Source organism: Devosia lacusdianchii (assembly GCF_022429625.1).
Classification (GTDB): Bacteria; Pseudomonadota; Alphaproteobacteria; order Rhizobiales; family Devosiaceae; genus Devosia; species Devosia lacusdianchii.
This window is the reverse complement of the sequence record NZ_CP092483.1, coordinates 4,261,563-4,281,714: the sequence shown is the minus strand read 5'-3', so window position 1 is coordinate 4,281,714 and position 20,152 is coordinate 4,261,563. Positions and strand designations below refer to the sequence as shown.

The 20,152-nt window shown below is 63.6% G+C and carries 23 protein-coding genes and 1 pseudogene; 9 read left to right on the top strand and 15 right to left on the bottom strand.

Annotated features, from left to right (window positions below; all coding sequences use genetic code 11):
• Window positions 1–223: 223 nt before the first annotated feature.
• Window positions 224–1,503 (top strand): annotated as a pseudogene (aceA, locus tag MF606_RS21215) (isocitrate lyase); the annotation flags it as partial.
• Window positions 1,504–1,594: 91 nt separating this feature from the next.
• Complete coding sequence (locus MF606_RS21210) at window positions 1,595–2,167, top strand: hypothetical protein (protein WP_240231311.1); 573 nt, start codon at window positions 1,595–1,597, stop codon at window positions 2,165–2,167.
• On the opposite strand, the gene MF606_RS21205 is transcribed toward MF606_RS21210, so the two are convergent.
• Window positions 2,164–2,811, bottom strand: a complete 648-nt coding sequence (locus MF606_RS21205) for a DUF1294 domain-containing protein (RefSeq protein ID WP_240231310.1) — start codon at window positions 2,809–2,811, stop codon at window positions 2,164–2,166. The genes MF606_RS21210 and MF606_RS21205 overlap by 4 nt on opposite strands.
• Before the next feature lie 168 nt (window positions 2,812–2,979).
• On the opposite strand from MF606_RS21205, the gene cfa reads away from it, so the two are divergent.
• A complete protein-coding gene (gene cfa, locus MF606_RS21200) occupies window positions 2,980–4,098 on the top strand; it encodes a cyclopropane fatty acyl phospholipid synthase (protein ID WP_240231309.1) in 1,119 nt (372 codons plus the stop codon).
• Between the two features lie 64 nt (window positions 4,099–4,162).
• Here cfa and MF606_RS21195 read toward each other — a convergent pair whose 3' ends face one another.
• From MF606_RS21195 to MF606_RS21180, 4 genes are all read right to left on the bottom strand, one after another.
• Window positions 4,163–4,615, bottom strand: a complete 453-nt coding sequence (locus MF606_RS21195) for an NUDIX domain-containing protein (protein WP_240231308.1) — start codon at window positions 4,613–4,615, stop codon at window positions 4,163–4,165.
• 2 nt (window positions 4,616–4,617) lie between these two features.
• Window positions 4,618–5,064: a hypothetical protein gene (locus tag MF606_RS21190; protein WP_240231307.1), complete on the bottom strand. Its 447-nt coding sequence runs from the start codon at window positions 5,062–5,064 to the stop codon at window positions 4,618–4,620.
• Window positions 5,061–6,584 carry a YifB family Mg chelatase-like AAA ATPase gene (locus tag MF606_RS21185; RefSeq protein ID WP_240231306.1) on the bottom strand — a complete coding sequence of 508 codons (1,524 nt, stop codon included), beginning with the start codon at window positions 6,582–6,584 and terminating at the stop codon, window positions 5,061–5,063. The genes MF606_RS21190 and MF606_RS21185 overlap by 4 nt, the downstream gene beginning before the upstream one ends.
• A 121-nt stretch (window positions 6,585–6,705) precedes the next feature.
• Window positions 6,706–7,593, bottom strand: coding sequence for an SMP-30/gluconolactonase/LRE family protein (locus MF606_RS21180; protein WP_240231305.1), 888 nt, complete (start codon window positions 7,591–7,593; stop codon window positions 6,706–6,708).
• A gap of 226 nt (window positions 7,594–7,819) precedes the next feature.
• Here MF606_RS21180 and MF606_RS21175 point away from each other — a divergent pair, with 226 nt between their 5' ends.
• Window positions 7,820–8,659 (top strand): glycoside hydrolase family 25 protein, encoded by an 840-nt coding sequence (locus MF606_RS21175; RefSeq protein WP_240231304.1) that lies wholly within the window; start codon window positions 7,820–7,822, stop codon window positions 8,657–8,659.
• Window positions 8,660–8,747: 88 nt separating this feature from the next.
• The gene (locus MF606_RS21655) at window positions 8,748–8,870 is read left to right on the top strand and encodes a hypothetical protein (protein WP_275693105.1); all 123 of its coding nucleotides are present in this window, start codon (window positions 8,748–8,750) and stop codon (window positions 8,868–8,870) included.
• Between the two features lie 292 nt (window positions 8,871–9,162).
• Here MF606_RS21655 and MF606_RS21170 read toward each other — a convergent pair whose 3' ends face one another.
• From MF606_RS21170 to gshB, 4 genes are read right to left on the bottom strand one after another with little or no spacing between them, the layout of a single operon-like run.
• Window positions 9,163–9,804, bottom strand: a complete 642-nt coding sequence (locus MF606_RS21170; RefSeq protein ID WP_240231303.1) for a MarC family protein — start codon at window positions 9,802–9,804, stop codon at window positions 9,163–9,165.
• Window positions 9,805–9,842: 38 nt separating this feature from the next.
• Complete coding sequence (locus MF606_RS21165) at window positions 9,843–10,037, bottom strand: DUF2283 domain-containing protein (RefSeq protein ID WP_240231302.1); 195 nt, start codon at window positions 10,035–10,037, stop codon at window positions 9,843–9,845.
• Entirely contained in the window at window positions 10,034–10,288 is a 255-nt protein-coding gene (locus tag MF606_RS21740) for a DUF4258 domain-containing protein (protein WP_420842227.1), read from the bottom strand. Before MF606_RS21740 ends, MF606_RS21165 begins: the two co-directional genes overlap by 4 nt.
• Before the next feature lie 11 nt (window positions 10,289–10,299).
• Entirely contained in the window at window positions 10,300–11,250 is a 951-nt protein-coding gene (gene gshB, locus MF606_RS21160; RefSeq protein WP_240231301.1) for a glutathione synthase, read from the bottom strand.
• Window positions 11,251–11,443: 193 nt separating this feature from the next.
• Between gshB and MF606_RS21155 the strand changes: the two genes are divergently transcribed.
• On the top strand, window positions 11,444–12,559 hold the full coding sequence (locus MF606_RS21155; RefSeq protein ID WP_240231300.1) for an endonuclease/exonuclease/phosphatase family protein: 1,116 nt from the start codon (window positions 11,444–11,446) through the stop codon (window positions 12,557–12,559).
• Window positions 12,560–12,720: 161 nt separating this feature from the next.
• Here MF606_RS21155 and MF606_RS21150 read toward each other — a convergent pair whose 3' ends face one another.
• Together MF606_RS21150 and rsmI are read right to left on the bottom strand one after the other, a co-directional pair.
• Window positions 12,721–13,113, bottom strand: a complete 393-nt coding sequence (locus MF606_RS21150) for a YraN family protein (RefSeq protein ID WP_240231299.1) — start codon at window positions 13,111–13,113, stop codon at window positions 12,721–12,723.
• Entirely contained in the window at window positions 13,082–13,963 is an 882-nt protein-coding gene (gene rsmI / locus MF606_RS21145; protein WP_240231298.1) for a 16S rRNA (cytidine(1402)-2'-O)-methyltransferase, read from the bottom strand. Before rsmI ends, MF606_RS21150 begins: the two co-directional genes overlap by 32 nt.
• 81 nt (window positions 13,964–14,044) lie before the next feature.
• Between rsmI and MF606_RS21140 the strand changes: the two genes are divergently transcribed.
• Window positions 14,045–14,851 (top strand): MBL fold metallo-hydrolase, encoded by an 807-nt coding sequence (locus MF606_RS21140; protein ID WP_240231297.1) that lies wholly within the window; start codon window positions 14,045–14,047, stop codon window positions 14,849–14,851.
• Window positions 14,852–14,923: 72 nt separating this feature from the next.
• A complete protein-coding gene (locus MF606_RS21135; RefSeq protein ID WP_240231296.1) occupies window positions 14,924–16,165 on the top strand; it encodes a type 1 periplasmic-binding domain-containing protein in 1,242 nt (413 codons plus the stop codon).
• A gap of 39 nt (window positions 16,166–16,204) precedes the next feature.
• On the opposite strand, the gene hemW is transcribed toward MF606_RS21135, so the two are convergent.
• Genes hemW through rph form a run of 4 tightly spaced genes read right to left on the bottom strand, consistent with a single transcriptional unit; the run spans window position 16,205 to window position 18,873 of the window.
• Window positions 16,205–17,362 carry a radical SAM family heme chaperone HemW gene (gene hemW, locus MF606_RS21130; RefSeq protein ID WP_240231295.1) on the bottom strand — a complete coding sequence of 386 codons (1,158 nt, stop codon included), beginning with the start codon at window positions 17,360–17,362 and terminating at the stop codon, window positions 16,205–16,207.
• Window positions 17,352–17,993 carry a non-canonical purine NTP pyrophosphatase gene (locus tag MF606_RS21125; RefSeq protein WP_240231294.1) on the bottom strand — a complete coding sequence of 214 codons (642 nt, stop codon included), beginning with the start codon at window positions 17,991–17,993 and terminating at the stop codon, window positions 17,352–17,354. Before MF606_RS21125 ends, hemW begins: the two co-directional genes overlap by 11 nt.
• The gene (locus tag MF606_RS21120) at window positions 17,990–18,160 is read right to left on the bottom strand and encodes a hypothetical protein (RefSeq protein ID WP_240231293.1); all 171 of its coding nucleotides are present in this window, start codon (window positions 18,158–18,160) and stop codon (window positions 17,990–17,992) included. Before MF606_RS21120 ends, MF606_RS21125 begins: the two co-directional genes overlap by 4 nt.
• Entirely contained in the window at window positions 18,157–18,873 is a 717-nt protein-coding gene (gene rph, locus MF606_RS21115; protein ID WP_240231292.1) for a ribonuclease PH, read from the bottom strand. The genes MF606_RS21120 and rph overlap by 4 nt, the downstream gene beginning before the upstream one ends.
• 140 nt (window positions 18,874–19,013) lie before the next feature.
• On the opposite strand from rph, the gene hrcA reads away from it, so the two are divergent.
• Window positions 19,014–20,087, top strand: a complete 1,074-nt coding sequence (gene hrcA, locus MF606_RS21110) for a heat-inducible transcriptional repressor HrcA (protein ID WP_240231291.1) — start codon at window positions 19,014–19,016, stop codon at window positions 20,085–20,087.
• Window positions 20,088–20,152: the final 65 nt, after the last annotated feature.

The following is a 20,152-nucleotide window of genomic DNA, read 5'->3' as shown; positions in this document are numbered from 1 at the left end:
GCACGTCGCCCTGGCGGGGAGGGCAGCGCAGCTAGGCCTGCGGGCCGCAGCGTAGCTGGGTGGGGGACGAGAGCTCCGATATCCGGGCCAAACATCCCCCACCCTTGATCCCTCCCCGCAAGGGGGAGGGAGATGACTGCAAATCCAGTGTTCCACGTGAATCACCAAACCTGCCGCTCCACCGGACCGGCGAAGCCATGCTCCAAGGAGGAGATACCGATGCTCGACAAACCCATATTCCCTACCCCCGACTACGCCCCCGACCGCTGGCGCAATATTGCCCGCACCTATAGCCAGGCCGAGGTAGCGCGGCTCTCTGGCTCGCTGCCGATCCGCCATACGCTGGCCGAAAACGGCGCCCGCCGGTTGTGGGAATTGCTGCACAGCGAGGATTTCGTGCCGACTTTGGGCACCTTTACCGGCAATCAGGCGGTGCAGCAGGTCAAGGCCGGGCTCAAGGCGATCTATCTCTCGGGTTGGCAAGTGGCGGCCGATGCCAATACGTCGGGCAATATGTATCCCGACCAGAGCCTTTACCCGGTGGACAGCGTGCCATCGGTGGTCAAGCGCATCAACAAGGCGCTGCAGCGAGCCGACCAGATCCAGACCATGGAACAGGCCGACGGCGTGGCCACCACCGATTTCGACTTCTTCGTGCCGATCATTGCCGATGCGGAAGCCGGTTTCGGCGGCGCGCTCAACGTGTTCGAGCTGATGAAGGCGATGATCGAGGCCGGCGCCGCGGCGGTGCATTTCGAGGACCAGCTGGCTTCGGAGAAGAAGTGCGGGCATCTGGGCGGCAAGGTGCTGGTGCCGACCAGCCAGTTCATCCGCACGCTCAATGCAGCGCGGCTGGCGGCCGATGTCATGGGCGTGCCCACGTTGATCATGGCCCGTACCGATGCGGAAGCAGCGCGGCTCATCACCTCGGACGTCGATCCGTATGACGCCCCGTTCGTCAGCAAGGAGCGTACGGCCGAGGGGTTTTATCAGCTCAAGGGGGGTATCGACGCAGCCATTGCCCGCGGGATTGCTTATTCACCCTACGCCGATCTGATCTGGTGCGAGACATCAAAGCCTGATCTGGCCGAGGCGAAAAAATTCGCCGAGGCGGTGCGCAAGGCCCATCCCGAACAGATGCTGGCCTATAATTGCTCCCCCAGCTTCAACTGGGCGCGGCATATGGACGAGGCAGCCATGGCCAGGTTCCAGCGCGAGATCGCTGCCATGGGTTACAAATACCAGTTCATCACCCTGGCGGGCTTCCACAATCTCAGCCTGACCACGTTCGAACTGGCCCGCGCCTACAAGGCTGACGGCATGGCCGGCTATTCGCGGCTGCAACAGGCCGAGTTTGCTGCCGAGGCGCATGGTTTCTCCGCCGTGCGGCACCAGCGCGAGGTCGGCACCAGCTATTTCGATGCGGTGTCGATGGCGGTGAGCGAAGGCAAGAGCGCCACGACGGCGATGGGCGAATCGACCGAGACAGCGCAGTTCCACTGAGGGGCGGTCGCAGCGTGCGGTCTGGCCGAGCGGCCCGCACGCTGCCACAATGGGTCGCAAAGATCGTACCGATGTCTTCGCGCCGGGGCCCATGTACAGATACCTTACCCTTGCCATTGCTTGCCTTGCCGCCAGCCCGGCTTTTGGGCAGGAGCGGCAGCTTGCCGCCTTCAGCGAGGCGTGCCTCACCGGTCTGGCCGGCTTCGAGACGGTCGAAGCCGTGGCGGCGCGCTATGACGCACAGCTGATCGACGTCGATCCGCCCGGCGCCGTGCTATCGCCATTGACGCTCCCCACTGCGGACCGTCGAGCCTGGCTTGGAGGCCAACCGGATCAGAAGGCCGTGACCGATCTTTCCTTTGGCATCAGCGTGGATGCGGCTTCCGACAAGCCGGTGGTGGGCTGCGCGGTACTTGGCTTTGTCGAGGGCGAGCCGCCGGCAGACGACATCCTGCTCGGCCGCTTCGTCAACCACCGTTATGTGGGCAAAACCAAGAGCACGCTCGGGCCAGACTATCGGCATTGGATCGTGGCGGAACACGCCGGTACGCAGGCCGTTTTCAGCGTTGGCCGGTTTAGGGGCGGCGATAGCGAGCCCTATGCGTTCATATTGGCCATCGACGTTGTCGACCCGGCCACTATGGATCGAATCGGCGGCCCCTAGAAAAGGCGCAGCCAGCCGAAGGCCAGCGCCGCCAGGCCCAGCGTATGCGCCAGGGCGATGGCCCAGGTGGTGGCGACGAAGCGCGGCTTGACCGTCTTGTGGCGATAGATTTCCTGCGCCGAAAGCCCGCCCACAATGCCAAAGCACAGATCGACCGCATGCAGGTTGGTCTCGCTGACCCGCCATTTACCGGTGAGGGCATAGAGTTTGTCGAAGCGATAGAGCAGGGCCGAGGCCGCGCCCATGAGCGCATAAATCCCGCCCAACCAGATCGGCGCCCGCTCGCTGCCAATGGCCCACAGGATCAGCAGCGTCATCAGCGTGGCAGCGGCCGTCCGCAGACCCAGCGCGTAGCTCGACACATGTGCCGGTCTCGCGGTCACGTTACGCAGGGTCGCCGGCTGGACCGGGGCTGGCGTCTCGATGCCCACGTCGATGGCTGAGGGCCGACCCTTGCGGCTGGTCACCACCTCGAATGACAGCGTGTCGCCGATGCGGGGGCGGCCGCCCGACGCATTCACCTTGGAAATATGGACGTAGTAATCCCGCCCCGTGTCATCGCGCACGAAGCCGTAGCCGCCCTTGTTATTCCACTGCACCAATTCGCCGGTTCGCCGCATCGCACCCTGTTCACATGCCAGCATGACAAATATGCGGCGTGTATTAACGGCCCCTCAGCGGCGTACGGATTTCACCCATCCGCTTGAAACCGATTTCCTTCGCGACCGTTTTGGCGCCACGCGACGCTATTGATCGTTAAATACCGATGGAGTTAGTCTGGGGCATTGCAAATCGATTCACCGGCCCTCGCCATGTCTGAAACCGCGAAACGCTTTGTCATTGGCCAGCTCGAAAAAGCTGGCTTCATCCTCAACGGCCCGCATGCGTGGGACCCCCAAGTCAACAATGACGCGCTATGGGCGCGGCTGTTGCGTGACGGTACACTGGGCCTGGGCGAAAGTTACATGGCCGGCTGGTGGGATGCCCCGGCGCTCGACCAATTCCTGTTCAAACTGATCACCGCCAAGGTTCAGGATGCGTTTCCGCGCGATCTGGCTGTCATGTGGAGCGTGGCCCGGGGCAGGCTGCTCAATATGCAACGGCGGCGCATCACCGAGGTCGGCGAGAAGCACTACGATATCGGCAACGAGCTTTATGCCGCCATGCTCGACACCAGGATGATCTATTCGTGCGGCTATTGGAAAGACGCTGATGATCTCGACGCGGCGCAGGTGGCCAAGCTCGACCTGATCTGCCGCAAGATCGGGCTCCAGCCGGGCATGCGCATTCTCGATATCGGCTCGGGTTGGGGCGGGTTCTTGCAGTTTGCCGCCGAGCGCTACGGCGTGTCGGGTGTCGGCGTCACCGTGTCGAAGGAGCAGGCGGCGCTGGCCAATGAGCGGGCCCGTGGCCTGCCGGTCGAAACGCTGCTGCTCGACTACCAGGCGCTCGATGGCCAGTTTGACCGCATCATCTCGATCGGTATGTTCGAGCATGTCGGCTACAAGAATTACCGCGCCTACTTCGAGAAGGCCGCAAGCCTGTTGCGCCCGGATGGGTTGATGCTGCTGCATACGATCGGCGGCCACAGCTCGACCACCCACGGCGATCCGTGGAGCGAAAAGTACATCTTCCCCAATGGCATGCTGCCCTCGATCGCCCAGATCGGCAAAGCCATCGAGGGCCTGTTCGTGATGGAGGACTGGCACAATTTCGGCGCTGACTACGATCGCACTCTGATGGCCTGGCACGCGCGCTTCGAGGCAGCCTGGCCCGGCCTCAAGGGCGAAAAGTATGACGAGCGCTTCTACCGAATGTGGCGCTATTATCTCAATGTCTTTGCCGCGCTGTTCCGCGCGCGCAATATCAGCCTGTGGCAGGTGGTGCTGTCGCCAGCCGGGGTGCCCGGCGGCTATTCCAGTGTGCGCTGACGGATTCACGTGAAACACTTATCCACAGACTTGTGCACAGGAGTCCGCCCGGCCGACTGACGGCTCAGAACACCGAATGCATCAGCGGCAGCTTGATGGGGTGCGGAAAGCCGCGCGCCAGTTCGTCCCAGAATTCGCCATGTAAGGCCGCGGGAAAAACGTGACCTGCGGGCAAGGCATAGCGGGCGAACCAGCCGGCTTCGGCAATCGATTCATCGAGAGCGGGGTTGCGGCCCACATCGATCTCGCCCGCGACGTAGTCGGCGATATACCAGAATTTGACCAGCCGGCCGGAGGAGTCGATGAGCTCGTCGATATAGGCCATGGCGCGCGCCTTGGCGACGATGCCGGTCTCCTCGAAAGCCTCGCGCTCCGCGGTAGCGGACAGCTCCTCCCCATCCTCGACGCCACCGCCGGGCGGGGCCCAGAAATCGTGAACGCCTAGGCGGAAATGCCGAACCAGCAGCAGGCTCTGCCCGCGTATAACCAGCGCACCCGCCGAAATCCTGTGCCGCATGATCAATCCCCGTTTCGAGCGCCAGCCAGCCAATCCGGCATGATATCGAGCAGCGCCTGCTCAGGGTGCTGCGCCAGGGCATCGAGCCTTTCCAGCTCAGCATCCGCCACGGTTCTAAACAGGGGCGCCGCCTCGCGCCAGCGATCCCGTACGAGATTTCCCGATCGTTGAGCGCCAGGCGATCGCGCGGCACATTGACCTTGAGAAACCACCATCCGGTCGCCGGGTTGTGTCATCGCGCTGTATTCCGTCCATCTGCGCCGGTCCATCGGCATAGCCGGCTTCCCGCTGCAGCGATGCATCCTGGTGTCGAGGCCGGCATAATGCAGGCTCACGACCCCATCGCGCCCGATCTCGACGACCAGGTCGCAGCGGCCGTCCGGCAGGATGATCGCCTCGCTGTCGCGCGCTCGGCTATAGGACCATTGATGGAGCACCGCTTCCGTCACGCCGCACCGAAATTGAGCCGGTAGCTCAGGGCTTCGGCAATATGGGGGCGCGCCACCCTGTCCACACCGGCCAGATCGGCCAGGGTCCGCGCCACCTTGAGCACACGGTGATAGGCGCGGGCCGACAGGCTGAAGCGCTCGGCCGCCTGCAGCAGCAGGATTTGACTGTCCTTGTCGGGATTGACCACCGCTTCGATCAGCGTCGGGCCGGCGGCGGCATTGGTGAAGATATCGGGCGCGCCGTACTCGACAAAGCGCTGGCGCTGCGTCTGGCGGGCGCGGGAAACGCGCTCGGCAACGACGCTGGAACTCTCAGCTGCCTCGGCTGGGGCGATCATGTCGGCGGCGGTCACCGCCGGCACGTCAATGCGGATATCAATGCGATCCAGAAATGGCCCCGAAACCCGGCCCTGGTAATCGTCGGCGCAGGCACGGCCGCGCCGGCAGGTGTGACCGGGCGTACCTGCCAGCCCGCACTTGCAGGGATTCATCGCAGCAATAAGCTGCACACGGCTCGGATAGCTCACCCGCGCATTGGCGCGCGCGATGACGGTTTCACCACTTTCAAGCGGCTGGCGCAGGCTATCGAGCACGCTCGGCGCGAATTCGGGCAGTTCGTCGAGAAACAGCACGCCATTATGGGCGAGGCTGACCTCACCCGGCCGGACCTTGAGCCCACCCCCCACCAAGGCCGCCATCGAGGCGGAGTGATGTGGTGCCCGGAACGGCCGGCGATCGGAAATAGCGCCGCCCGCCAGTTCACCGGCAATGGACTGGATGATGGAAATATCGAGCAGTTCACGCGGATCGAGCGGCGGCAGGATGGAAGGCAGCCGCGCTGCCAGCATGGATTTTCCCGCACCGGGCGGCCCGATCATCAGCATGTTGTGGCCACCGGCAGCCGCCACTTCGAGTGCGCGCCGCGCCACCAGCTGACCGCGCACTTCACTGAGGTCCGGCAGGTTGCCCTTGGCGATATGCTTGCGCGGCACCGGCCGGGCGGCAAGCTGGTGGCCGGTCAGGTGATTGACCAGCGCCAGGAGGCTTTCCGCCGCGACGATCTCCAGCCCGTCGCCGGCCCAGGCAGCTTCGGCGCCAGAGAGCTGGGCGCAGATCAATCCCAGGTCGCGCCCTTGCGCCGCGATCGCCGCCGGCAGGATGCCGCCGACATGGGCCAGCCTCCCATCGAGGCCGAGCTCGCCCAGCGCCAGGTAGCCGTCGAGCGCATCCTGTGGAATGGCGCCGATGGCGGCCATGATGGCCAGCGCTATCGGCAGGTCGTAATGGCTGCCTTCCTTGGGCAGGTCGGCAGGCGCCAGATTGATGGTGATGCGCTTGGGCGGCAGGCCCAGGCCCGAAGCGACCAGCGCCGCCCGCACCCGTTCGCCCGATTCCTTGACTGCCTTGTCGGGCAATCCGACGAGAATGAAATTGGGCAGGCCCGGCGCAATCTGCACCTGCACATCCACCGGCACCGCCTCAATGCCCTGGAACGCCACTGTCGCTACACGGGTGACCATGCGCTTTTCCCCAAGCCCCGGGCGAGCTTAGCAAAGCGGCTGGTTCCGAACAAGAACGTAAAGCGAACAACATGCACACAGCGGAAGCGGGCGCTCCCGCCGCTGGGACCGGGGCCAGGCCTCAAGGAAAGCCGGCATGCTGCGCGCCCACCGGCACGGCAAAGACCTTACCGGTGGGCCGGGTGGGTGCATCGCTGCCCCAGGCATTGGCGACGATGAACAACGTCCTGCCGTCAGCGCCGCCGAGCATGCAGGCAAAGCACATAAGGCTCGGGTCAACCCCAACCTCGTCGAGCACTTGGCCACCTTCTGCTATCCGGATGCAGCGCGGGCCGGAAGTGGCCCAGACGGCGCCTTCGGCATCAAGGCAGATACCGTCGGCGCCCTGGCCTTCGATGCGGGCCCAGAGGCGCCGGTTTTCCAGGCTCCCGTCTTCGGCGATGTCGAAGGCCGTCAGCTCCGCCGAAAAGGATTCGGCGACGATCAGGGTCTTGTTGTCAGGCGTCACCACCATGCCATTGGGGAAAGCGAGCTCCTGGGCCACCTGTCGTACGGTGCCATCGGGCGAGACGAGGCCGATGACGCCGGGCCTGAGGCCGGTGCGCTGGAACTCGACATAGCTGGCCATCGGCCCGCCCTCCAGCGCCTCGTTGATGCTGTTGACATAGATATTGCCGCGCCCATCGACGACGAGCTCGTTGCAGCCAAACGCCGACAGGGTCGCAAGGTCGCTATGGGTGGCGAAAGCGCCGTCCGCCTGCCGGCGCAGCAGCTTGTTCTGCCAGGCATGGGCCACCAGCAGCGTGCCGTCGGCCAACCAGTCGATCGAGAAGGGCAGGGAAACGACAGCCGCCTCGACACGGCGCTGCCCGCTGGCGTCGATTGAATAGAGTTTCTGGCCGATCCAGTCGGCAAACCACAGCCTGCCCTCGTGCCAGCGCGGGCATTCGCCCATCATGATGCCGTCGGTGACGGTTTGCAATTGGGGCGACTTGTCGTTGGTGGACATCGTGCTTCTCCGAGTTTGAGCCACTGGATCGGTCAGCACAATGTCGCGCGAAGATCGGCTATTTCGACAACCGGGGAGAATCCGGTGCTCAGGGCACAGAGAAACACAAAGCGAACGAAAGATGGCTTGTTAACCACGTCGCTTGCCACAAAGGTAAACCTAATCACCCATTAACCCGACCATGTTGATTCAAAGGCTCAATTTGTCTTTGCGTCGAGTACTTTTCATGCGCGTCAGCCTGCCTTTTCCCTCGTTTTCCGCGATCGCAAAGGGCACGATTTCGGCGCTGCTGGCCGCCTTGCTGGTCGCCTGTTCGTCGGGTGGCGGGCTCTATGGTCCGATCCAGGGCGATAACCGGCCCCATTCCGGCGTCGACCGCGCCCGCGGCATGCCCATCCAGGGTATCGACGTGGCCCGCTACCAGGAGAACGTGGATTTCCGTACGGCCTTCCAGAGCGGCATCCACTTCGTGTTCATGAAGGCCACCGAGGGCAAGGACTATATCGACCCCAATTTCCGCACCAATTGGGTGCGGGCGCGCGATGCCGGCATGCCGCGTGGCGCCTATCACTTCATGACCTGGTGCTCGCTGGCGTCCGAACAGGCCGCGTGGTTCACGCAGAACGTACCCAACGACCCCGATGCGCTGCCGCCGGTGCTCGATCTCGAGTGGAACAACCACTCGAGCTGCCGCAACAAACCCAGCCGTGCCGACGCTCTCGAAAAGATCCGCGTCATGCTCGACGCCATGGAGCGCCATACCGGCAAGCTGCCGATCATCTATACCGACATGAACTTCCACCGCGACATTCTCGAGGGTGAGTATTTCCCCAATGCCTTCTGGCTGCGCTCGACCGCCGCCGAGCCGCATGAGCGCTACGGCAACCGCACCTGGACCTTCTGGCAGTGGACGCAGACCGGCGTGGTGCGCGGGGTCAGGGGCGAGGTCGATCGCAACGCCTTCTATGGCAATCAGAACGACTGGATCACGTTCCTGCTCACCGGCTGCGATCCGCGCGCCATCGCCTCGCTCGGCCCGACCGGCCGGTGCCAATCGGCGAAGTAATCCGGGCACTTGCCAGCGATTCGACGCGGGTCTAGCTTTCGCAGATCATTCATCCGGGCCACGCGCCCGCAGCCAGGGAGGACTCGACATGGCCAAGGGCCAGATGCGCAGCAACAAGGAAGCCAAGAAGCCGAAAAAGGACAAGGTCGCTGCTGCCAAGCCGGTCACCGGCCTCGGCGCTGGCAGCGCCGGCAACACCGCCAAAAAGTAGGCGCTCGGCAGTTCCATGCGAGGCGGTCGGCGCAAGCCGGCCGTCTTTGCTTTTGGCCTAGGCGGCGCTGGCCTCGATCGGTGCCTGCGTTTCGGATCGAGCCACGACGCTGCCACCCGAACTCGCGGCCAGCATGGCAATGATCAGCAGGGTCAGAACGGCCGCAACGCGCATGTAGGACGTCCGCAAACGGGGCTTCATCCTCTAGCTGTGCCCGCAATGCCCGGCGCGGTCAACGCCAGCGTTAAGACTTGATTAACGCTACAGTTTTAGCGGTTTCCGGCCAAAGCTCTCAGGCCGCGAAATTGCCAAGCAGGCCGCTGGTCTTGACCCCATCGAAGACGAATTGCACCGCAAGCGCGGCCAGCAGAATGCCAACAATGCGCGAGACCACGGCCAGGCCGGTGACCCCGAGCAGGCGCTGGATCGGAATGGCGACGAGCAGGGTCAGCCAGGCCAGGAACAGAATTACCACGATCGCCACCAGCACGGCCCAGTACTCGAAATCGGTCCTGGTGCCTGTCGTGAGCAGGATCACGGCACTGATGGCGCCGGGACCGGCCAACAGCGGCATGGCCAGCGGGAAAACCGCAATGTCCTCGCGCGAACGGGCTTCCACCTCTTCCTCGTCGGTAATGTCGGTGCCGCCGGAATGGCGGGCGAACACCATGTCGATGGCGATAAGGAACAGCAGCAGGCCACCGGCCGTGCGCAGGGCGGGAATGGTGATACCGAAGATTTCGAGGATCGGATTTCCCAGCACGCCGAACAGCAGCAGGATCACCCCGGCAATGATCACACCGCGCGTCGCAAAGGCGAAACGCTGCTTGGCGGTATGATGCTTGGTCAGCGCCGCGAAGATAAAGGCGATATCAGCCACGCCCACAGTGGCAAACAGGGTCGCAAAGGCGACGAGGAAGGTTGTGGTGGGCATGACGCGGGCTCCGGCTGATGCCCTAACGACTACGCGGGCTAGGCGGCCTTGTCGAGCAGCTCAGGCGAGAGATGGGCGCGCGCGTCCAAGACTTCCATGCCTACAATTCGTCCGTCCGCATCATAGTCCAGCACGATGCCTGCCGACACCTCTTCGCTTTCTTCAACCGGTTCCGGTGAGAAACGAATATAGGCGGCGTTGGCTTCGCTATCGTAGGTGACAGTCGGCTTCACTTTGGCCTCGCTCGGCGATCAAAGAATGCAGATAGTATACGGACTTCCGCCGGAGTTTCCACACAGGCCACGCGAAGGTAGCGATTGTCTCGCTCAGGCACGGCGAGAAATCGCCTAGCGACCTCAGGGTCTTGAGGATCGACCTCCTCCCAGTCGGGCGCATGGACGGCGCGATCGATCCATTCCAGGTCAAGATCGCGCTGACGGATGGCCTCCAATGCATGTCGTGTGAAGTGAAGCGGCTTGCCCACTTTCTGACGTCCTATGCCCGCCGCTTCTCGATCGCGTCCCAGATCATGACGGCGATATCGGGGCCGCCAAACCGCTTGATCTCGCGGATGCCGGTGGGGGAAGTGACGTTGATCTCGGTGAGGTAATCGCCGATGACGTCGATGCCGACGAAGATCATGCCCCGCGACTTGAGCGCCGGGGCGATAGTGGCGCAGATTTCCTTTTCGCGCTCGGTCAGCGGCGAGAGCTCCGGGCGGCCGCCAACATGCATGTTGGAACGGGCCTCGCCGTCGGCGGGAATGCGGTTGAGGCCGGCCACGGGCTCGCCGTCGATGATGATGATCCGCTTGTCGCCCTTGCGGACGTCAGGCAGATACTTCTGGATCATGAAGGGTTCGCGGTAATTACTCTCGAACAGTTCCAAGAGGCTCGCCAGGTTGTGGTCGCCCTCCTGGATGAAGAACACGCCGGCCCCGCCATTGCCGTAGAGCGGCTTGACGATGATGTTGCCGTGCTCCCTGCGGAAGTCATGGATCATGCTGCGGTCGCGCGTCACCAGGGTCGGCGGCATCAGCTCGGGGAAATCGGTGACGAGGATTTTTTCGGGCGCATTGCGCACCGCCGCCGGTGGGTTCACCACCAGTACCTTGGGCTCGAGCTTTTCGAGCAGGTGCGTGAGGGTGATGTAGTTCATGTCGAAAGGCGGATCCTGACGCATATGGATCACGTCCTGGGTGGAGAGATCGACGCGGGCCGCTTCGCCCAGCTCGAAATGCTCGCCCTTGGGCTTGTCGAAGACCTTGATCGGCTGCGCCAGCGCCGACACTACCTTGCCACGCAGCGCCAGCGTATCGGGCGTGTAGTGCAGCAGCTCATGGCCACGCGCCTGCGCCTCCAGCATCATGGCGAAGGTGGAATCGCCGCGCGGATTGATGGTGGCGACATGGTCCATCTGGACCGCGACTTTGAGTTTTTTTGCCATTGGCGTCTCTACCAGCCCAGTATCTCAGTAGACCCATCGTGAGGTCTCATGGGTATATGCCTGCGTCGAAGGCACCATGACATGGCGCGAGCTACGCGTGGACGCAAGGGCTTTCGCCTGCGGATTTCTGCCGATTCGCATCCGTCACAATCGCGGCGCATGATGGGGCTGCTGTTGACGCAGGAGGGGCGCCATGAAAATCGCGGCATTCAACGTGGAGAATCTGTTCGACCGGCCCAAGGCCTTCAATCTCGAAGACCATGCCAAGGGCGCCGAGATCACCGATGCGGTGGCCGAAATCAACGTGCTGATCAACAAGGAAGAGTATTCCGCCGCCGACAAGGCGCGCATGCTCGCCTTGATCAAACTGCTCAAGCTGACCTCGCCCAATCCGCCTTTCGTCATCTTCCGCAAGATCAGGGGCGCGTTCTGGAAGCAGCCCAAGAGCGGGCCGCTCGAGATCGTCGCCCATGGCCGCGCCGACTGGGTCGGCTGGGTCGAGCTCAAGACCGAGCCGAACAATGCGGTGGCCGTCATGAATACCGGCCGCGTCATCAAGGAAGTCGGGGCCGATATCCTGGCAGTGATCGAGGCGGAAGATCGCGTGGCGCTCAAGCAATTCTCCGAGCAGGTGCTGCTCAAGCTTGGCGGCGCGCCCTATGACGAGATCATGCTTGTTGATGGCAATGACGATCGCGGCATCGATGTCGGGCTGATGGTCACCAATGGCTATTCGGTGGGGCTGATGCGCAGCCATATCGCCGACATGCTGCCCAATGGCGAACGGGTCTATTCGCGCGATTGCCCGGAATACCAGGTGATCACGCCGAACGGAGAAAGCATCTGGATCCTGCCCAACCACTTCAAGTCGAAATTCGGCGGCAATGACCAGAACTCGGTCGACAAGCGCGCGGCGCAGGCTTTGCGCACCGCCGAGATCTATGAACGCCTGCGCGCCGAACATCACGACAAGATCGTGGTGCTGGGCGACCTCAACGACACACCGGACTCAGCACCCCTGCAGCGGCTGCTTGATCAGACCGACCTCAGGGAGATCACCGACCATCCGAACTTTTCGCCCGGACAGTTCGAGGGCACCGGCACCTATGGCCTGGGCAACAAGACCAACAAGATCGATTACCTGCTGCTGTCGCCGGCTTTGTTCGACCGGGTCAAGGCGGCCGGCCTGTTCCGCAAGGGCGCCTGGCCGGGTTCGCGGCCCAAACGCTGGGATGTGTTTCCGGAGCTCGAAAAGGAAATTCACGCCGCCAGCGATCATCACCTGATCTGGGTGGAGATATCGGAGTAAGGCAACAAAATCCCAGTCGACACGCTCCCCCTTGCGGGGAGGGATCAAGGGTGGGGGACGGTTGGCCACGATGCAGATCGTGGCTCTCAACACCCCCTCCTAGCTTCCCCCATCAAGGGGGAGGTACCGCGCGGTGGTTTTGGGTAGATCCCACCGCATCACTAGAAACCCTCACTCCCAAACGCGTTCCGCAAATGCCGCGGCCAGCGGCCTGGCGTCAGGAACACCACATCGAACCGCAGCGGCGTTTCCGCTTTGGCTGGATTGCGCGCCAGCCAGTATTGCGCCGCGCGGACGATGCGTTGCTGGTTCACGGCCTCCAGCGTTTCGCCTTCGCTGGCCGCCTTGCTGCGCGCCTTGACCTCGACGAATACCGTGACCCCGAAGCGTTCGACGATGAGGTCGATCTCGCCGACCGGGGTTTTGTAGCGACGCTCCACCACCCGGTAGAGCTTGAGCCGCAGGAACAGCGCCGCCAGCGCCTCGCCGCGGTGCCCACCGAGTTGTGCCGCGATGCGGGCGCTACTTTTCGACTTTGAGGGCGAGGGCGGCATCGTAGACTTCCTTGCGCTTGAGCCCATATTGCCCCGTGATAGCGTCGACGGCGGCACGCAAGGGCTGATCTGCCATGGCGACCAGCAGCGCGGCCTGCCAGTCGGCGGCATCGGGTGCACTGGCCTCGGCGGCCCCGGCAACGACGATCACCGCTTCGCCCTTGGTTTCGCTAGCGGCAAATTCGGCGGCCAGTTCGGCCAGTGTGCCGCGATGCACGCGCTCGAAGCGCTTGGTCAGCTCCAGCGCCACGGCAGCCTGCCGTTCGCCCAGATGTTCCGCCATGGCCGCCAGCGTGTCGTCAAGGCGGCGCGGGCTTTCGTAAAACACCAAAGTTTCACGTGAATCCCTCAGCGCCACAATCGCATTGGCGCGGGCGCCGGCCTTTGGCGGCAGGAAGCCGTGAAAAGCGAAGGCATCGGTGGGCAGGCCAGCGACGACCAAAGCCGAGAGCAAAGCCGAGGGGCCGGGGATAGCAAAGACCGGCAGGTTGGCCTCGGCCAGTGCCCTGATCAGTGGAAAGCCGGGATCGGAGAGCAGCGGCGTGCCCGCATCCGAAATCAGTGCCAGTGCCTGCCCGGCGGCAATGCGGTTGACGATATCCTCGGCCTTGGCGCGCTCATTGTGCTCGTGCAGCGCCACACGGCGCCCCTTGATGCCGTAATGATCGAGCAGCCGCGCCGACATGCGGGTATCTTCGCAGAGGATCGCGTCGGCGGCGGCCAGTGTCTCCAGCGCCCGAATGGTGATGTCGCGCAGATTGCCGATCGGCGTCGCCACCACATAAAGTCCCGGCGCCAGCGGGGGCGCGGGAAATACGGTTCCGGCGATGAAATAGTGCTTGTCGTCCACGAGCCGTTTTTCTCCAGCGCCAGGGCTGTTTTAGCAGCCGCGGCGCCTATGTATAGGGACAACAAAAAACGGAGGACACCCATGACCACCTGGATCTGCAAGACCTGCGCCGCGCATTTTCCTGACAGCGTCAGCCCGCCCGCCCATTGCCCGATCTGCGAGGACGAGCGGCAGTATCTGGGACCGAACGGACAGGAATGGGTCGCGCGCGACGCGATCGAGACCACCCACGCCAACGATTGGCGGGAACTCGAACCGGGCCTTGCCGGTGTTGGCGTGACTCCCGGTCTTGGCATTGGCCAGCGCGCACTGCTGATCCAGGCAACCGAGGGCAATGTGCTCTGGGACTGCGTGCCGATGCTGGACGATGCGACGGCCGAGCGGATCAAGGCGCTCGGCGGTCTCAAGGCGATCTGTTTCTCGCATCCGCATTTCTACACGGGGATGGCCGAGTGGAGCGCCAAGCTGGGCAATGTGCCGATCCTGCTGCCCGAGGCCGATCTGGCGCATGTGATGTGCCAGACGGACAACATCGTCCCATGGAGCGGCGATCATCACGAAGTGCTGCCCGGCGTCACCATCCATCGCCTGGCCGGGCATTTCGAGGGCAGCAGCGTGCTCGAATGGTCTCATGGTGCCAACGGCAAGGGCGCATTGATGGTCGGCGATACTATCCAGGTGGCACCCGCGGCCGGTTGGGTCAGCTTCATGCGCTCCTATCCCAACATGATCCCGCTGCCGGCGCGCGAAGTCCGCCGCATCGCCGACCGGGCGGCGACGCTCCGCTTCGACCGCATCTATGGCGGCTGGTGGGACCGGGTCATCCTCGCGGACGCCAAGGCTGCGGTAGCACGATCCGCCGATCGCTACATCAAGGCGCTGGACTGATCGGGCGGTTGAGAATTGGTTAAGCAATGACGTTCAAAGTGTTAACAGTCTGCTAGCACTTTGAGGGCAAGCGTGGCCTTGGATCGAGTGACCCGCCATGGCATGCGGCGCGCTTTCGGCGCGGCGATCCTGCTCGTGCTGACGGCCTGCTCGCCCACCGATTTCCAGTTTGGCTCGCGCACATTGAGCTTCGGCGGCGACGCGCCGATGCAGCCGGGGCAGGGGCAAGTGATCCCCAACCAGCCCATGCTGCCGGCCGGCCCGAGCGAGAGTTTCGGCCGCGGCCCGGTCAAGGTGGCGCTGCTGCTGCCATTGAGCGGTGACCCAGGACTGGCCTCGGTCGGTATGTCGCTGGCCAATGCTTCGAAGCTGGCAGTAGCCTTCATCGAGGCCAATCCCAACATCGCCGAGAATGTCACCTTCACCCTGCGCGACACCGGCGCAACGGTGCAGGGCGCGACCAGTGCGGCAAGCGCCGCCGTCGCCGATGGCGCCAAGCTGATCCTCGGACCCTTGCGCGCCGATCAGGTGACTGCCGCCGGAGCGGTGGCGCGCGCCGCCGGCCTGCCGCTGATCGGATTTTCCAACAATCCAACGGCAGCCAGCCCCGGTGTTTATCTGCTCAGCGTCCTGCCTGATGCTGAGATGAAACGTTCGCTCAACTGGGTCAAGATCCAAGGCCGGCGCGGTGTTGCCGGGATTTTCCCCGCAACCGAGTTCGGCCAGGCGCAGGAAACGGCCTTCCGTCAGCAGGCGGCCGCCGCCGGGTTCGCGCCCCAGGCCATCTACACCTTCTCTGATATCAACGAGGCCAAGCAGATCGTCGATCAGGCGCTGCCAATGATTCAGAAGAGCCTGATCGATACACTCTACCTGCCCGATCGCTCGACCGCGCCGAGTTTCGGCGCGTTGCTCAGCCAGGCGGGCGTGAGCGCAGATATGGTACAGATCGTGGGCTCGGCCGATTGGGAAGGCGACCCGGCGATCATGACCGCCAGCCAATTGAGCGGCGCCATTTACCCAACCGTCGATGGTGCCGGCATGGCGGCGATCCGTGGCGACTACCAGGCACGCTTCGGGGGCCAGCCGCATGCGCTGGCCACCATTGCCTACACGGCGACGGTGCTTGCCAATGTGAATGCCCTGTCCATGGCCAACCCGCCCTACAATGCGGGGCTGCTGACGGCAGCAACGGGGTTCAACGGGCGCGATGGCGTGTTCCGGTTCCTCGGCAATGGCCGCAGCGAATACGCGCTGGCGATCAAGAAGATCGGGCAGGGTGGGGCGGTGCAGATCGAGGGTGCGAAGCTCTAGCTTTCTTACCTCTCCCTTTGGGGGAGAGGTAAAGAAGCCTTAAGCCGCCAGGTCGGCGACCACGGCGTCCAGCACCGGGAAGCCCTTGTCGGTTACGCGCAGATTGCCGTTGGGCAGGCTTTCGACGAAGCCATAGCCCTTGAGCGCTTCGATCTGGGTCTTGCTGATCTGCCGCCCGGAAATCGAGGTGAAGCGTGCCGGCGAAATGCCTTCCTTGAGGCGCAGGCCCATGACGAGGAACTCGTCGCCCTGCTCCTCCCAGGTCAACACATCGTCGACCACCATGCCGTGGCCTTTGGTCTTCACCAGCTTTTGCCAGTCGAAGGGCAGTTTTTCGGCGGCGGTGGCATGGCGCTGGTTGTTGATCATCAAGCGGCCATGGGCGCCCGGGCCGATGCCGGCATATTCGCCATAGCGCCAGTAGAGCATGTTGTGGGTGCTCTCCTGGCCGGGGCGGGCGTGGTTGGAAATCTCATAGGCCGGCAGCCCGGCCGACGCCGTCAGCTCCTGGGTCAGCTCATAGAAATCGGCCGCCAGGTCTTCGTTGGGCATGGCCAGTTTGCCAGCCTTATGCAGGTCGAAATAGCGCGTGCCCTGCTCGATGGTCAGCTGGTAGAGGCTGATATGGCCCCGCGCCATCCACAAAGCTTCCTTGAGCTCGTCTTCCCAATCCTCGAGTGTCTGCTTGGGGCGGGCGTAGATGAGATCGAAGCTGCTGCGATCGAAAACGCTCTGCGCGATGCGCACAGCGGCGATCGCCTCATCCACCGTATGGCGGCGGCCGAGTTCGGCCAGCGGCCCTTCGCGCAGGGATTGCACGCCCAGCGACACGCGGTTCACCCCGGCACTGCGGTAACCCTTGAAGCGATCGACCTCGACGCTGGTCGGGTTGGCCTCGAGCGTGATTTCGGCGTTCTTCTCTACCGTCCAGTGCTTGGCGATCGCATCGATGATACGGCCCGTCGATTGCGGGTTCATCAGCGAGGGCGTACCGCCGCCAAAGAAGATGGATTGCACCACGCGGCCCGGCGCCAATTGCGCGGCCGTGGCGATTTCGCGCTCATAGGCGGCGACATAGTCGATCTCGTCGAACGGGCCGCGATGGACATGGGAGTTGAAATCGCAATAGGGGCACTTGGCCGCGCAGAAGGGCCAGTGCACGTAAACCCCGAACATGTCGTTGGGGTTACTGCTCAATCTGGTTCTCCACGAACAGCGCAAAGGCGCGGGCGCGGTGGCTCAGTCCCTGTTCGCCGGGCGACCAGGAATGCTTCATCTCAGCCGGCATCTGGCCGAATGTGATGTCATAGCCATCGGGCATGAAGACCGGATCATAGCCATGGCCGCGATCGCCGCGCGGCGGCCAGACCAGCGTGCCATTACACTTGCCGGCATAGATCACGTCGCGCCCATCGGGATGGGCGAGGCAGAGCGTGGCGTTGAACGAGCCCTTGCGCTGGCCGGGCGAGGTCGCATTGGCAGCCTGCAGCGCATCTTCGAGGCGCTTCATGGCGTGGTTGAAATCGCGCGGCACCCCCGCCCAGTCGGCGGTGTAAACACCGGGCTCGCCATTAAGCGCGTCGACGCAGAGGCCGGAATCATCGCTCAGAGCCAGCATGCCGGAGCCCTGTGCCGCGGCATGCGCTTTGAGGCGGGCGTTTTCGGCAAAGGTAGTACCGGTCTCTTCGGGCTCGGGCAGGCCGAGTTCGCCAGCCGAAACCAGTTCGAGGCCAAACGGCTCGAACAGTTCCTGAAATTCCTTCAGCTTGCCCGCATTATGCGTGGCCAGCACCAGGCGATCGCCTTCGCGGAGCCGAGGGATGCTCATCGGGCCACGCCCTTGCTCTTGGTGCGCGCGGCAGCGCGGGACGATTGATCGAGGGCGCGCGCGACGTCATGCCAGAGGGCGCAGTTTTCGCCCGGGACCGAGCGCACGGGCTCTGCCGGCTTGGCGGCAGGCTGACGCGCGACTTTCTTGAGGAGCCAACCGATCATGCTTGCAGCGCCACCTGTTGCATCAGGGTCAATTCGCCAACGCCCTGTTCGGCCAATTCCATCAGCGCATTGAGCTCGTCGCGGCTGAACGGCGCCTGTTCGGCAGTGCCCTGGATTTCGACGAACTTGCCTGACCCGGTCATGACGAAGTTGGCGTCGGTATGGGCTTCGACGTCTTCGAGATAGTCGAGATCGAGCACCGGCGCCCCGCGATAGATGCCGCAGGATACGGCGGCGACCGAATCGCGCAGGGCCTTGCCCTTGGTCAGCTTGCGCTCATCCATCCAGGCGATCGCGTCGGCCAGCGCCACATAGGCGCCGGTGATTGAAGCGGTGCGGGTGCCGCCATCGGCTTCGAGCACGTCGCAATCGATGGTCACCTGGTTTTCGCCAAGCAGCTGCATATCGACCACGGCGCGGAGCGAGCGGCCGATGAGACGCTGGATTTCCTGGGTGCGTCCGGACTGCTTGCCTGCCGTGGCTTCACGACGGGTGCGCGAGCCGGTGGCGCGGGGCAGCATGCCATATTCGGCGGTGACCCAGCCCTGGCCCTTGCCGCGCAGCCAGCCCGGCAGGCTGGTTTCGACCGATGCGGTGACCAACACCTTGGTATTTCCGAACGAGACGAGGCAGGAGCCTTCGGCCTTCTGGGCCACGTTGCGCTCGATGGTCACTGATCGCATCTGGTTGGGTTCACGTCCGGAAGGGCGCATCAAGAATCCGCTTGGAAATTTCTATTAACCGCCTCTTAACCCTCCTCAGCCCCGCTCACAAGCGGCGGTGGCTTGGCGTAGGGGCGCAATGCGCTTAAATGAGACGCCAGGGTTAAAGTGGACGATTTTATCGAAACGGCATGAGCAAGCCTCCCGAAGATTTTTTGAGCGTGCTCAATGCCCGCAGCCAGGACATCTTTCGGCGGCTGGTGGAACGCTATCTCGATACCGGCACGCCGGTGGGCTCGCGCGACCTCAGCCGCATGCTGCAGACGGGGCTGTCGCCGGCTTCGGTGCGCAATGTCATGGCCGATCTCGAAGATCTGGGGCTCATCGCGGCACCGCATACTTCGGCGGGCCGGGCGCCGACGCAGGAGGGCTTGCGGTTTTTTGTCGACGCCATGCTGGAGGTCGGCGCGGTCAACGAAAGCGAACGCAGCCAGATCGCCAAATCGATCGAGGGCCAGCGCCAGGGGCAAGTCGAGGATGTGCTGACCGAGGCCAGCCAATTGCTCAGCGGCCTGAGCCAGGGCGCTGGCGTGGTGATCGCCACCAAGGCCGACATGATCCTGCGCCACATCGAATTCGTGCGGCTCGATTCGACCCGCGCCATGGCGATCATGGTCGGGCAGGACGGGCAGGTGGAAAACCGCATCATGGATACGCCGCCGGGACTAACGGCGAGTGCGCTGGCTCAGGCGGGCAATTACCTGGCCCATCATGTGGTGGGGCGCACCATAGCCGAAGCGCGCAAGGTGCTGGCCGAACAGCGCGCCGAGCAACGGGCCGAGCTCGACGAGCTGACGCAGAAGCTGGTGGATGCTGGGATCGCGACCCTCAGCCAGGCCTCGGCAACCAGCGCGCCGACAGTGATCGTGCGCGGCCGCGCCAACCTCATCAACGACACGATGGCATCGGACGAATTGCTGCGCATGCGGCAATTGTTCGACGAGCTCGAAAGCAAGGATGGCCTGCTGGAGCTGCTGGGCGATGCCGAGAAGGCGCAAGGCGTGCGCATCTTCATCGGTTCGGAGAACAAGCTGTTCTCGCTTTCGGGCTCCTCGGTCATCCTCTCGCCCTACAAGGATGCCAATGACAAGGTGGTGGGCGTGCTGGGCGTGATCGGGCCGACCCGACTCAATTACGCCCGCATCGTGCCGGTGGTGGACTATACCGCCAATGTGATCACGGCGATGATGGCGCGGAAGCGATGATGGCGCGGAAGCGATGATTTTGACCTTTGGCGCCGGTGGAGCAATGGCCTCGGCGTCACGGTGAG